The following is a 12639-nucleotide window of genomic DNA, read 5'->3' on the forward strand; positions in this document are numbered from 1 at the left end:
AGAAGATGTTGAAGAATATATCCGGTATTACAACCATGAAAGGTTGCATACTACGCTTGGTGATTTAACGCCAATCGACTATGAAAAATTACAAAGTCAGGTGTCCTATTGGGCTTGACCAGAATAACGTTCAGCTTCGCTACACATTATAACCCACTATTTTAGTCCGCTTAATGCGGCGTTATGCTTATAAAAGGAGTTAGTGTTGATTTCAGGTTATACAATCAGTTCTGAAACAAAGGATATGGATGTTGCAGTTATTCATGGTTATATCTCTAGATCTTATTGGGCAAAAAACATTCCCTTACCTACTATGAAAAAAGCCATACGGAACTCATTGTGTTTTGGTGTATTTACTGATTCAGGAAATCAAATAGCTTTTGCCCGCATGGTTACTGACTCAGCAACATTTGCCTATTTAGCCGATGTATTTGTTTTAGAAGAGCATCGCGGGAAGGGTATCAGCAAGTGGATAATGAAAAATATTATAGATCATCCAAACTTGCAAGGTATTCGTCGAATGGCACTTGCGACAAGTGACGCACATGGTCTTTATAAGGAGTTTGGTTTCAAAGCATTAAACTCCCCTGAATCATTCATGGAACTACATCAACCAGATGTGTACAAATAAGCATAACAAATAAGGATAGGTGTCGCGCAGCCGACACCTTATCTGGGTGTTGAACAAGCCCGAAGCTGCTTATTATTGTAAATTGGTCGATATATTTTTAGGTAGGTATTGGATCTTGCTTTTCTTTAGGCGAGTTTAACCCTGACAATATTAAAATAGAATACTATCAGCTAGTTAGATCCTATTTATGGTTTCTTTCTTTGATTGACTCTCCATTATTCTTATATTTTAACCTTTCAGCTAACTCGTTCGACTGATCCCAACGTATGACATTTCATGCTGACAGCAAGGACAAAGCCGAAAGGCTTTGCTCCGTAAGACACTTGATTCGGGAAATGATGAAGCTAAATTAGGTATAAATAATAACTGGATTTTCCATCGTAATATTCGGGCATTACCTCGTAAAAAACCATAATCCCTCACGCGTTTAATCCTTTCGGATGTTCAATAAGGCTAATCACAAACGCCAGCAAGCAGGCTGGACTCGCTACGCTCGCCTGTGTTGGCGGCATGATATTTATAAAGCTTAAAAATTAAATCCGTACTATATCCGTACTATATCCGTACAAGTTGCGCTTTGGTTGTTTAAATCTTATACTCAGGATGATTACGGAATTACTCCGTACGATTGGAGGAATTATGGCTACTGCAAGACTTGATATCCGTTTGGATGAAGAAATTAAAGCTAAGGCTGAGAAAGCTTCAGCTTTACTTGGTTTAAAAAGCTTAACGGAATACGTTGTTCGTCTAATGGACGAAGATTCAAATAAGGTAATTTCTGAGCATGAAAGCATCACTGTTGAAGCTAATGTATTTGATCAATTCATGATTGCTTGTGACGAAGCTAAGGCTCCGAATAACGCACTACTTGAAGCCGCGGCATTTACTAAAAGTGGTGAGTTTAAGTGAGTTATTCCAAGACTTTCAAAGAATTGGATAAATCACAACACGACAGAGCATCATTTGACTGCGGTGAAAAAGAGTTAAATGATTTTATTCAAACTCAAGCCGCTAAACACATGCAAGCAGGTATTAGCCGCACAATGGTTTTGCCTACTTCTGTGCCTCTACCAAATCAAAAATACCCAATATGTTCATTTTATAGTATTGCACCAAGTTCAATTAGTCGTGCTACGTTGCCACAAGCGATGGCTAAAAAATTGCCACGTTATCCAATTCCTGTTTTTCTTTTAGCTCAACTGGCAGTTCATAAAGAATTTCATGGAAGTGGGCTAGGTAAGGTTAGCTTAGTCAAAGCTCTCGAGTATCTTTGGGAAATTAACTCTCATATGAGAGCCTATGCCATTGTTGTTGATTGTTTAACTGAGCAAGCAGAGTCATTCTACGCAAAATATGGTTTCGAGGCTCTTTGTGAAATCCATGGTCGTGTAAGAATGTTCATTCCGATGAAAACAGTAGGTCAGTTATTCACTTAGACGTAAGAGTGAATATAACAAATAAGGATAGTGTCGCGCAGCCGACAGCTGATCTGGGGGATGTCATCCATTAATGCCGAACTTTGAATGCAATAAAAAAACGCTGACAAGAGATGTCAGCGTTTTAAATTAACAAATAACAAGCGTGTGGTTATTTTTCTTTAGCAAAAATTTCCACGAAGTCACGCTTAAGAATAGGATCACGACGTGCTTTTTTAAGCTGCTTGATCATATCTTTTACGCAGTTCTGCAATACTTTATCTAGTAATGACGCGCGGTATTCTTCTCTACCTGCATCATCCATGTCGGCAGGCATTTTCATGGTTTCAAATTCTTGCATTAGATCGATTGCAGAGAAGGTTTGACCTACTGAAATCAAGGCATGAAATTGCTCAAAATTATCTAAGATGTTCTGTGCGCTGGCAGGAAGATCGTCCCATACATCACGTACGGCTTCTTCAGATACATCGTGAATTGAGGTCACCATAGGGATGGCTTGTTCTGGTACTTGTTCGAATTCGATTAAGTGACGTAATTCTGGCGAGTAAGTGCTTAAATCTACGTTGTCTTCTACCGACTCTTCGATCACTTGGTCTTGTTGTTCTGACATAATAAAACCCCAATATTTTGCTACACATGACTATCTATGTGCTAATACCTTATTAATTTAAATGCTATCTAAACCTTTAGTCGCTGAAGCGGAAACTTCAATGACTTCGGGTCGGTGATGGCATTCGTTCACCCTAATTAATTTAGGTATGCCTTATTATGTATAAGGGCGTTAAGAAGAGCAACTGATCTCAAGATCTTGTGCCCACGAAGGTGGTAAATTGGCGTAATGATCATACTTTGGTTGTTCTTTGTACGGGTTTTTAAGCAATTCCATTAGTATTTTGACTTCGCGGTAATCTCCATCTTCGGCTTTATCGATGGCAATTTGAGCAAGGTGATTGCGTAGGATGTATTTTGGATTCGCCAGTCGCATCGATTGGCAGCGTTGTTCGGTGCTTGCTGGCTCTTGCTCGGCTCGCGTCAGGTACTTATCTAACCAGTATTTTGCCGCGTTTCTATCAATAAATAAATCCAATACCTGCTGTTGAGCATTTTTACTTATTTTAGATTGTTGAGTAGATTGATCTGGTAGATCGAGCATCGACAGTTGGCGGAAGAAGCGAGTGTAATCGACTTTGTTTTCGGCCATTAAAGCAAACAGTTGATTAAACAGTTCACCATCCTCAGGCTGCTTGTTGTTTAGGCCAGTTTTGGCGCGCATCAATTGGCTGTATTCATGATTGAGTTCGGGTTCATACTGAGCTAATGCAGCATCAAGATCGGCACGTTCAATAAAAGGCGACAGTGCATGGGCGAGGGCGGTCAAATTCCACAAACCAATATTGGGTTGATTGGCAAAAGAGTATCGCCCTTGATAATCGGAGTGGTTACAAATGTAGTTGGGTTGATAAGCGTCTAAAAATCCGAACGGTCCGAAATCAAATGTTTGGCCGAGGATCGACATGTTATCGGTGTTTAATACCCCATGAGCAAACCCAAAGGCATTCCATTTTGCGATAAGTTGAGCGGTGGAAAGCACCACTTGTTCAAACATGGCGAGGTAGGGCTTTTGTTGATGTTGCTGTTCAGGAAAATAGTGCTGAATACAATAATCGAGTAACTGTTTAAGCTGTTCATGCTGGCCGGTATAAAAGAAGTGTTCAAAGTGACCAAAGCGAACATGACTTTGCGCCACTCGAATACAAATAGCGCCAGTTTCGGTCTTTTCACGATAAACCGGTGTACGGCTATTGATCAAGCCTAATGCTCGGCTGGTCGGTATTCCTAAATGATGCAAAGCTTCAGAGCATAAATATTCGCGGATGCTAGAGCGTAATACCGCGCGGCCATCACCTTGTCGTGAATAGGGCGTTAAACCTGCGCCTTTAATATGAAGATCATAAAAATGTTGGTCTTTGCCTTTTATCTCTGCCACTAGTAATCCTCGTCCATCGCCTAGATCTGGGTTGTAATGCCCAAATTGATGCCCTGCATATTTCATTGCAATCGGGCGAAATTCTTGAGGGATAGTTTGACCAGAAAACTCTGCTAATAACTGCGCATTTTCTTCTTGAGGCAGAGAAAGTAAATCGGCTAAATCCGCATTCCAATCGACCCATTCCGGTTTATTCAGCGCCATTGGGTTAACGGCATGATAAAAACCATCGGTAAGTTGATGGAATGAATATTGTAATGTGGCAGATGACCAAGCAGACATAAGAAACCTCGTATAATGAGCACCCAAATTATCATAGCTATTACGCTTTAAATACCGATTAAAATGAGGGGTATAGCGAAAAGAGGTTACTTAGGTCTAAATTTGTGTTTAAAGGTTAATGGATGACAGCTAAATATTTGCAAGCAGTGATAACTTGTATAACATCTATATCTGAGCGAGGACCAGTACACAGTGTTTAAGGATCATGGATGACGCATTTAACGACAATTATTGCCGTTATAGTAATTAATCTCACGTTTATTGCATTAGCAAAAGCGAGTGAACTGGTGCATTCTCGTGCCGAGCAGACTTTTTCGACCGCGGTTATTTTAACTAATAGTGATGTGATCACTTTTGGTATCCAAGATTTTAATCCCAATGCGATTACCCCTTTTCAAGATGATAATCTGGGTGACGACCAATCTCTTGATCTTCGTAGCCGTGTTGCAGTCACCACTTTTCCTTATAGTTGGGAACTTGATGGTGCAACAGAGCGTTTTCATCATCAATTTTATGTTCGTGCCTCTTACGTTTACTTTGAAAATGAAACCAAACTGAATCAACGTCCTGATATTAAAGCCGATTTAGATATTAATAAGGTCTACAGCGGTTATGTCGGCTATAAGCTCACCTTTAATATTACCGAGAATTGGCGGGTATTGTACGGTCTTGGTAATCATTTTATGTATTATAAGAATAAGCATTCATACAACAGCAGTGAAAGTGAAAGTTTGAAGCCGATCCTAGATGGCGCGGCTTACAATACCTCCAGCCGAGCTTATGTAGCTGAGCCTAGCCTTGTATTTGATTATAAATTTCAACGTAAGTGGGGTTATTGGCGCTATACCACGGAAATGAATTATTTTTATGGTAAATCTTGGGACAAAGAAAAGCGTTATGAGGCAGGTAACCCAAATGGCTGGTATTGGATGAATGGTGTTAAAGCGAATTACAACCTGAGTAATTGGGCGGGTTATATTCCGTCGATGTACACCAGTTTCAAACGGGTTGATCTAGGGGGCGATCCGATTGCCTCATTGGGTACAGATAATTATTATGAGTTCTCATTGGGTTGGTTACTCACCCCTCCAATTTTACGTGATTGGGTCGATAACGTTGGGATTGGGATCAACATGAACTATGGCAGTGCATTGAAGGGCGGCAGTATCGTATTGTTCTTTAACCAAGATTAAGTCTAGAGTGAGTCATTTTTATGGATGATTCTTTTGATAGGTTTTGCCTATTGGTATTATCGTTATAATCCGGTCATTTAATATTAAAAAACGTATTACTATGGCGAGATTGTTTGCTAAAGGAGAAACGAGTGGGTTTTTTATCAAAGTTGTTTGGTAGTAAAAAGGAAACGAAAGTCGTTGAGGTTGAACCGATCGAGTTTAATGGTTTTTTAATCTACGCCGAGTCAATTTCTGAGGGCAGTCAATATCGAGTGGCGGGACGGATTGTTAAACACATCGATGGCGAGGTTAAAACACACCGCTTCATTCGTTCCGATGTGCTGTCATCACAAGATGATGCAAATCAATTGATGCTGAAAAAGGCAAAACTTTTTATCGAACAATCTGGTTCGTCCATGTTTTAAGTTATGAATTCGCATTATGATTAATTAAGGAACGATAGGTGTTGTTTTTGTATCCACATGATTTTAATGCATATCAGGTATGACCTGTTTTCTTGTCTATCTTGTTGTTTTTTTACTTCATAAAGGTGAGAATCAAGCTAACTTAGCGTTATAAGTCATAAAATTTAGTTTTTTTATTACATGATGTTTACGATTACTATCTAATGTTCATATTTACACAAGTTAGATAACCACTAATTTTATTGCCAATGTCCAAGGAATTACTATGCAGATTGGTGTACCGAGAGAAATACTTGCGGGTGAAACGCGAGTCGCTGCCACGCCGAAAACGGTCGAGCAGCTATTAAAACTAGGATTTACTGTCGCGGTAGAATCGAATGCTGGCGCACTTGCCAGTTTTGATGATACTGCATTTGAAGCGGCTGGAGCGTCTGTGGTTTCTGCGCAAGATGTGTGGAAGTCAGAGATCATTCTTAAAGTGAATGCGCCTCAAATCAATGCTGATACCGGCGTTGATGAGTTTGAATTGCTTCAAGACGGCGCGAGTTTGGTCAGCTTTATTTGGCCTGCTCAAAATGAAGAGTTGTTAGCAAAACTAGCCACTAAAAATATTAACGTGATGGCGATGGATTCGGTTCCTCGTATTTCTCGTGCTCAAGCGTTAGATGCCCTTAGTTCAATGGCAAACATTGCGGGTTACCGCGCAGTGGTAGAAGCGGCGCATGAGTTTGGCCGTTTCTTTACAGGGCAAATTACTGCGGCAGGTAAAGTGCCGCCAGCGAAAGTACTGGTTGCCGGTGCTGGTGTTGCAGGTCTTGCGGCTATTGGCGCTGCGGGCAGTTTAGGTGCGATTGTTCGCGCATTTGATGTTCGTCCTGAAGTAAAAGAACAAGTTCAATCAATGGGCGCTGATTTCTTAGAAGTTGATTTCAAAGAAGACACCAGTGCTGGTGATGGTTACGCAAAAGAAATGTCGGACGCTTTTAACAAGAAAGCAGAAGAGCTGTATGCTGCGCAAGCCAAAGATGTCGATATCATTATTACCACCGCATTGATCCCTGGTCGTCCTGCGCCAAAGCTTATCACCAAAGAGATGGTCGATAGCATGAAAGCGGGCAGCGTGATCGTTGATCTTGCCGCCGCAAATGGTGGTAACTGTGCTTACACTGAAGCGGATAAAGTGGTTAAAACACCAAATGGTGTCACCGTGATCGGTTATACCGATATGGTTGGCCGTCTTCCGACTCAATCTTCTCAGCTTTACGGTACCAACTTAGTTAACTTGCTAAAACTGCTTTGCAAAGAGAAAGATGGCAACATCAATATTGACTTTGAAGATGTGGTTTTACGTGGGGTTACGGTCGTTAAAGAAGGCGAAGTCACCTGGCCTGCGCCGCCAATTCAAGTGTCTGCGCAACCACAAGCTGCGCCTAAAGTACAAGCCGCTCCGGTTAAGAAAGAAGAAAAGCCAGTCTCACCAACCAAAAAATTTGGCGCGATGGTGATCGCGGCAGGTTTATTCGGTTGGATCGGAACTGTAGCGCCACCGGAGTTTTTATCTCACTTTACCGTGTTTGTTTTAGCCTGTGTTGTGGGTTATTACGTGGTGTGGAATGTATCGCATTCTTTGCATACTCCGCTAATGTCGGTCACCAATGCGATTTCTGGCATTATCGTCGTCGGCGCATTGTTACAAGTGGGGCAAGGTAATGGCATTGTGTCGTTTTTGTCATTCATCGCGATTTTAATTGCAAGCATAAACATTTTTGGTGGCTTTACCGTAACCAAACGTATGCTTGAAATGTTCCGTAAGAAGTAGGAGTAACTTATGTCTGCAGGATTAGTACAAGCGGCATACGTTGTTGCTGCCGTTCTATTTATTATGAGCTTGGCGGGTCTTTCTAAGCAAGATTCGGCTCGTTTTGGTAACTATTACGGTATCGCAGGTATGGCCATCGCTTTGATCGCCACTATTTTCGGCCCTCACTCGGCTGGTATCACTTGGATCATTTTAGCGATGATCATTGGTGGTGCTATCGGTATCTACTTAGCTCGCAAAGTAGAAATGACTGAAATGCCTGAATTAGTTGCAATTCTCCACAGTTTTGTGGGTATGGCAGCGGTGTTGGTGGGTTATAACAGCTATATCGATCACGGTGTATTAACGGGCGCATTGCTGAATATTCATTTAGTTGAAGTGTTCTTAGGTGTGTTCATTGGTGCGGTCACCTTTAGTGGCTCGATTGTCGCATTTTGTAAATTACGCGGTTTAGTATCAACATCGGCGTTAAATATTCCCCATAAGCATAAATGGAATTTATTGGCGATTGTTGTTTCTGTATTGCTGATGATTTACTTCGTTAATAACAATGGCAGCATGTTTGCTTTACTTGTTATGACGGCTATCGCGCTCGTGTTTGGTTTCCATTTGGTGTCGTCAATCGGCGGCGCGGATATGCCTGTTGTAGTTTCTATGCTTAACTCATACTCAGGTTGGGCAGCAGCAGCAGCAGGTTTCATGCTCGCGAATGATTTGTTAATTGTAACCGGTGCCTTGGTGGGGTCTTCTGGTGCGATTCTTTCATACATTATGTGTAAAGCAATGAACCGTTCTTTCATCAGCGTGATTGCAGGCGGGTTTGGTAATGCACCAACAACGGCATCAACCGGTGATGAAGAGCAAGGTGAGCACCGTGAAACCACGGCGGAAGAAGTAGCAGAAATGCTGAAAGATTCTAAGTCAGTCATCATTACCCCAGGGTATGGTATGGCGGTTGCTCAAGCTCAATATCCAGTACATGAAATTACTGAAAAATTGCGCGCGCAAGGTGTTGACGTTCGATTTGGTATTCACCCAGTCGCAGGGCGGTTACCTGGTCACATGAACGTATTACTGGCCGAAGCCAAAGTTCCTTATGACATCGTATTAGAAATGGATGAAATCAACGACGATTTTACCACCACTGATACCGTTCTTGTTATTGGTGCTAATGATACGGTTAACCCAGCAGCTCTTGAAGATCCAAACAGCCCAATTGCAGGTATGCCTGTATTGGAAGTTTGGAATGCGAAAAATGTGATTGTTTTTAAACGTTCAATGAACACAGGTTATGCTGGTGTTCAAAACCCATTGTTCTTTAAAGAAAATACTCAAATGTTGTTTGGTGATGCTAAAGCCAGTGTCGATGCAATTTCAAAAGCTCTTTAATCAATAAACTCATTGGATAAAGTAAAAAACCAGCTTTCGAGCTGGTTTTTTTTGATTAAAAGGTGGAAGCGAGCGATCTGGGTTCGCTTTCTATAAACCCTTGGTGTGACTGAAATATGAACGCATTAATTTGTCACAGTGTAACTTACAGGGTGATGGGATGATTTATAGCTCTACTATGCAGTAATGGAGTGTTAGTTAGGTCAAACTTTATAGTGATAAAGGTTAATTAATTATAAAAATGTATGGAAGTGCACAGTGTTTATTATTTTTGATGTAGAATGACTATCAGTAACTCACTATATCAATTAGGTAGCTTTTTGAATTTACGAAATTTTTTACTATTGGGGCTTTCTTGTCTAGCGTGGTCAGCTCAAGCTAACACGTTACCGGAACGTATTACTCAATTTAAAAAATCGTTTAACGACAATAAAGCGGTGGCGGTTTACGATATTCGAGTGATCCAAACTGATTACCCAACCAATTTACTCTCACCAGAGAGCATACTTCCTCAGACTGCTCAATACCCACTTAAAGATTTACAACAAGTTTATAAAATTGCCACTACCTGTAAGGGGAAGTACCCGTTAAGTCCATCGGTAACTCAACCTTTAGTCTTTTCTCGGGCAATGTGTAAAGGCACCGCATTACCACTTAAATGGTTTATCCGCTCCAACCTGATCCACCCCGGTGGAGGCACTTATGCTGCTCGTTATGTGAAAAAACACCCTGATAAATATCAACAATTATTGCCGTTTATGCATATCCAAGAGCGTCCCAAAGCGGCTAAGAATACATTATTAGGTCGATTGCAGCTCATGCCATACGATGCTGTCGCCGCCTTGATTTCGGGTTCCGAGACTATTTTGTCACAAAATGAAATTTGGTTACGTCGCGGCACCGAGTATTATCTTTTTCCTGCTAAGATGTGGCAAGAGCACCTTGAGCAATCAGAATTGGTGGTAAAACCTTTTTCACAAACCGAACACTGTTATGTTCGCAGCGGAAATGTATGTTGGGATAATAAAAATAACTCAGATACGTTATTTTACAGTATATTAGCTTTAGCTATCGTCAATATTATCCTAATCTGTAGTTGGGGTTATTCACGATGGTTAAGCAAACGTAAAGATCTTCGCAGCCGAATGTTGGTTTTGCAAATTTTAACTCATGAATTAAGAACACCGATCGCAAGTCTGTCACTGACGGTAGAAGGTTTTCGACGTGAATTTGAACATTTACCGGATACTGTTTACGATGAATTTAGACGTTTATGTGAAGACACTCGTCGTTTAAGGCAATTGGCTGAAGCGAGTAAAGATTATCTACAGTCGGATAACCAAACCCTAGCAACAGAATGGATACCCTCTGTGGGGGAATGGTTACAGTATCGTTATGAGGGATCAGAATTTGATATCGCCATTGAGTTGAACCAAGATCTAGCAGTGAAAATTAATATTTATTGGCTAGGAACCTGTGTTGACAATTTAGTTAGAAATGCTTGTAAATATGGCGTAGCACCGGTGTTATTAAAAGCGACGACACATTCAAATAAATTGGTTCTTGAAGTTATTGATCAAGGGCTATTAACAAAAAAAGATTGGGCGAAACTTCGCAAACCCTTTGTTAGTAAAAGTGGTTTGGGTCTTGGTTTAACTATCGTAGAATCGATGGTTGCTCGTATGGATGGCAAAATGAGCCTAAGTGGACCACCGACAACATTTAAATTGGAGATTCCCTGTGAAACAGACATTGCTACTCGTTGAAGATGATCGCAACCTTGCAGATGGACTATTAGTCAGTTTAGAACAGGCGGGTTATGAATGCTTACATGTAGAGCGTGCTGAAGATGTGGCAGCGTTATGGGACAAAGCCGATCTTGTTATTTTGGATCGACAATTACCCGATGGTGATTTGGTCACCTTTTTAGCCGAGTGGAAACAAATTAAAGATATACCGGTTATTCTTTTAACCGCGTTAGTCTCTGTAAAAGATAAAGTGTCGGGATTAGATTCGGGAGCCAATGATTATTTAACCAAACCTTTTGCAGAAGCCGAGTTGTTTGCTCGTATTCGAGCACAGTTAAGATCGCCCGATTCAGAAGATGACGGAAGCAAAGTTACCGTTGGCAATATCTTTATGGATAAAACCACGAGAGAGGTAAAAGAGGGTGATGAAGTTATTATCATGACTCGGACCGAATTTGATTTACTGGTGTTTTTAGCCGTCAATTTAGGCCGCGTTTTCACTCGAGACGAATTACTCGATCATGTTTGGGGTTATAATCACTTCCCAACCACTCGTACCGTTGATACCCATATTTTACAACTTCGTCAAAAAATACCGAGCATTAAAATAGAAACTTTGCGCGGTGTTGGTTATAAAATGAAAGAATAAAATGTTGAAAATTAACCCAAGTCTTTTGATCTTATGTATTAGCTTATTACCTAACCAAAGTTGGGCGGATAATGAGTGGTTTACACAACAAGATTCGATTACCAATGCTCATAAAGCATTGTTATCAGGAGACTTAAAGAAAAGCTTCGATGCGATGGTCGAAGCTTGGCAAAATGAACCAGAAGCTCATGTAACCAATCATTTAAATGGTTTGCTATGGAAAGGGCTAGAAAGCGATTGTGGCCGAGGCTTTGATACTTCCGGTTACCCAAGTTGGTTGAATAATGTTGTAATTGAGCGACAAGTCATTCAAAGTCCGGGCCGTTTAAATTATCGTTTAAATTATCGTTTAAATATTAGAGCATCAACCAATTCAAACGTAAGTGAAATCAGCTTCGTTAAATGGCCAGATCAAGCATTGCTGTCTAATGCTAAGCTCAGTAAAGACAATAGCGCGAGCACCGGTAAGCTAAACTATAGTGTTCAAATTGATCGCAATACTCAAATTGGAAATGGTTTATATAAAATTCGGATTAAAACACAATCAGGTAATAGCTGGGAGGATTGGATAGTATTAGGGCAACCTGATAGCGCCCAATCGATTAGATGGGTATCTAAAGACAGTTGGGCGATTGACAAAACCGCCTTACTTAATCGCTTTTGTCCACTACCTATTCTTGATATTAGTCTATATGGAAATATTGAAGGGCATTATAAAAAGGTGTGGTCGCAAGCCTTTGAAACGAAATACCCTGAAACTCTGCCTCAATCCACATTACCGAATAATCGTTATTTGCTTGATGTTTCAATGACACATAAACGATGGCAAGGCTTAATTTCAATTGAATATAAGCAAATCATCAATAAAGCTTATGATTTATCTAACTAAAAGAGAACACTATGTTTGATGATATACCTACGTTAACCCACCAAGAACAACAAGAAGCAGTCGAAGAGATCCAAAAATTAATGCAACAAGGAATGAGTACAGGGGAGGCAATCAAAATGATCGCAGCTAGAATACGAGCAGAAAAGAAAGGGGAGTGATCCTTTTTCTTTTTATTCTTGCGCACTATAACTAAATTGTAGCAATAAATA

General features: G+C 40.6%; 14 protein-coding genes and 1 pseudogene. 12 read left to right on the forward strand and 3 right to left on the reverse strand.

Annotation, left to right across the window (positions count from 1 at the left end):
* The coding region (locus HC723_RS09025) for an IS3 family transposase (RefSeq protein ID WP_190338159.1) at window positions 1-118 on the forward strand (118 nt) is incomplete at its 5' end.
* A gap of 90 nt (window positions 119-208) precedes the next feature.
* On the forward strand, window positions 209-631 hold the full coding sequence (locus tag HC723_RS09030) for a GNAT family N-acetyltransferase (RefSeq protein ID WP_342365705.1): 423 nt from the start codon (window positions 209-211) through the stop codon (window positions 629-631).
* A 240-nt stretch (window positions 632-871) separates the two neighbouring features.
* On the opposite strand, the pseudogene HC723_RS17885 reads toward HC723_RS09030, so the two are convergent.
* A pseudogene (locus HC723_RS17885) lies at window positions 872-1074 on the reverse strand (IS91 family transposase); the annotation flags it as partial.
* 196 nt (window positions 1075-1270) lie between these two features.
* On the opposite strand from HC723_RS17885, the gene HC723_RS09035 reads away from it, so the two are divergent.
* Both HC723_RS09035 and HC723_RS09040 read left to right on the forward strand, forming a co-directional pair.
* Window positions 1271-1540 carry a type II toxin-antitoxin system TacA family antitoxin gene (locus HC723_RS09035; RefSeq protein WP_190338836.1) on the forward strand — a complete coding sequence of 90 codons (270 nt, stop codon included), beginning with the start codon at window positions 1271-1273 and terminating at the stop codon, window positions 1538-1540.
* Window positions 1537-2067 (forward strand): GNAT family N-acetyltransferase, encoded by a 531-nt coding sequence (locus HC723_RS09040; RefSeq protein WP_190338837.1) that lies wholly within the window; start codon window positions 1537-1539, stop codon window positions 2065-2067. The genes HC723_RS09035 and HC723_RS09040 overlap by 4 nt, the downstream gene beginning before the upstream one ends.
* A gap of 151 nt (window positions 2068-2218) precedes the next feature.
* Here the strand turns inward: HC723_RS09040 and HC723_RS09045 are convergent, their stop codons facing one another.
* Complete coding sequence (locus tag HC723_RS09045; protein WP_153448605.1) at window positions 2219-2677, reverse strand: DUF3069 domain-containing protein; 459 nt, start codon at window positions 2675-2677, stop codon at window positions 2219-2221.
* A 171-nt stretch (window positions 2678-2848) separates the two neighbouring features.
* Window positions 2849-4336, reverse strand: a complete 1488-nt coding sequence (locus HC723_RS09050) for a protein adenylyltransferase SelO (RefSeq protein WP_190338838.1) — start codon at window positions 4334-4336, stop codon at window positions 2849-2851.
* A 209-nt stretch (window positions 4337-4545) separates the two neighbouring features.
* Between HC723_RS09050 and HC723_RS09055 the strand changes: the two genes are divergently transcribed.
* From HC723_RS09055 to HC723_RS09090, 8 genes are all read left to right on the forward strand, one after another.
* The gene (locus HC723_RS09055) at window positions 4546-5529 is read left to right on the forward strand and encodes a Solitary outer membrane autotransporter beta-barrel domain (protein WP_190338839.1); all 984 of its coding nucleotides are present in this window, start codon (window positions 4546-4548) and stop codon (window positions 5527-5529) included.
* Window positions 5530-5660: 131 nt separating this feature from the next.
* The gene (locus HC723_RS09060; RefSeq protein ID WP_153448602.1) at window positions 5661-5936 is read left to right on the forward strand and encodes an HlyU family transcriptional regulator; all 276 of its coding nucleotides are present in this window, start codon (window positions 5661-5663) and stop codon (window positions 5934-5936) included.
* 265 nt (window positions 5937-6201) lie between these two features.
* A complete protein-coding gene (pntA, locus tag HC723_RS09065) occupies window positions 6202-7755 on the forward strand; it encodes a Re/Si-specific NAD(P)(+) transhydrogenase subunit alpha (protein WP_190338840.1) in 1554 nt (517 codons plus the stop codon).
* 9 nt (window positions 7756-7764) lie between these two features.
* Window positions 7765-9144, forward strand: a complete 1380-nt coding sequence (gene pntB / locus HC723_RS09070; RefSeq protein WP_190338841.1) for a Re/Si-specific NAD(P)(+) transhydrogenase subunit beta — start codon at window positions 7765-7767, stop codon at window positions 9142-9144.
* A gap of 281 nt (window positions 9145-9425) precedes the next feature.
* Window positions 9426-10910 (forward strand): sensor histidine kinase VxrA, encoded by a 1485-nt coding sequence (vxrA, locus tag HC723_RS09075; RefSeq protein ID WP_190338842.1) that lies wholly within the window; start codon window positions 9426-9428, stop codon window positions 10908-10910.
* Window positions 10885-11541, forward strand: coding sequence for a response regulator transcription factor VxrB (gene vxrB / locus HC723_RS09080; RefSeq protein WP_190338843.1), 657 nt, complete (start codon window positions 10885-10887; stop codon window positions 11539-11541). Before vxrA ends, vxrB begins: the two co-directional genes overlap by 26 nt.
* A gap of 1 nt (window position 11542) precedes the next feature.
* Window positions 11543-12430 carry a DUF2861 family protein gene (locus tag HC723_RS09085; RefSeq protein ID WP_190338844.1) on the forward strand — a complete coding sequence of 296 codons (888 nt, stop codon included), beginning with the start codon at window positions 11543-11545 and terminating at the stop codon, window positions 12428-12430.
* Between the two features lie 11 nt (window positions 12431-12441).
* Window positions 12442-12588: a YoaH family protein gene (locus tag HC723_RS09090; RefSeq protein ID WP_190338845.1), complete on the forward strand. Its 147-nt coding sequence runs from the start codon at window positions 12442-12444 to the stop codon at window positions 12586-12588.
* Window positions 12589-12639 lie beyond the last annotated feature (51 nt).

It is taken from the genome of Vibrio sp. S11_S32 (genome assembly GCF_014694465.1).
Lineage (GTDB): Bacteria > Pseudomonadota > Gammaproteobacteria > Enterobacterales > Vibrionaceae > Vibrio > Vibrio algicola.